At 72.9% G+C, this 365-nt stretch carries 1 pseudogene; it reads right to left on the reverse strand.

The features are described 5' to 3' along the window. Positions 1-76 precede the first annotated feature (76 nt). Positions 77-365: pseudogene (locus H489_RS29980) on the reverse strand (sugar ABC transporter ATP-binding protein); the annotation flags it as partial.

Raw genomic sequence — 365 nt, forward strand, 5'->3', positions numbered from 1 at the left:
CGCAGGAGCCGCTCGTCCTGCAGGTCGGCCGCCGAGGGGGTCGGGGTCGCCGCGGTGAGGGTCTCGTCGGTCTTGCTCATGCGCTGGTCTCCTGCTCGGTCCGGGCGGCGGCGCGACGGGTGACGGCGTTGTCGGTGGCGCCGGTGATGGCCGCGATGATCTCCTCGTAGGAGACGTCGTCGATGCGGAACGTGCCGTTGTTGCGCCCGAGCCGCAGGACCGCGACCCGGTCGGCGACGGCCTGCACGTCCGCGAGGTTGTGGCTGATGAGCACGACGCCGAGGCCGCGCTCGCGCAGGCGTTCGACGAGGTTCAGGACCTCGGCGGTCTGCGCGACACCGAGTGCGGCGGTGGGCTCGTCGAGG

Source organism: Curtobacterium flaccumfaciens UCD-AKU (assembly GCF_000349565.1).
Classification (GTDB): domain Bacteria; phylum Actinomycetota; class Actinomycetes; order Actinomycetales; family Microbacteriaceae; genus Curtobacterium; species Curtobacterium poinsettiae.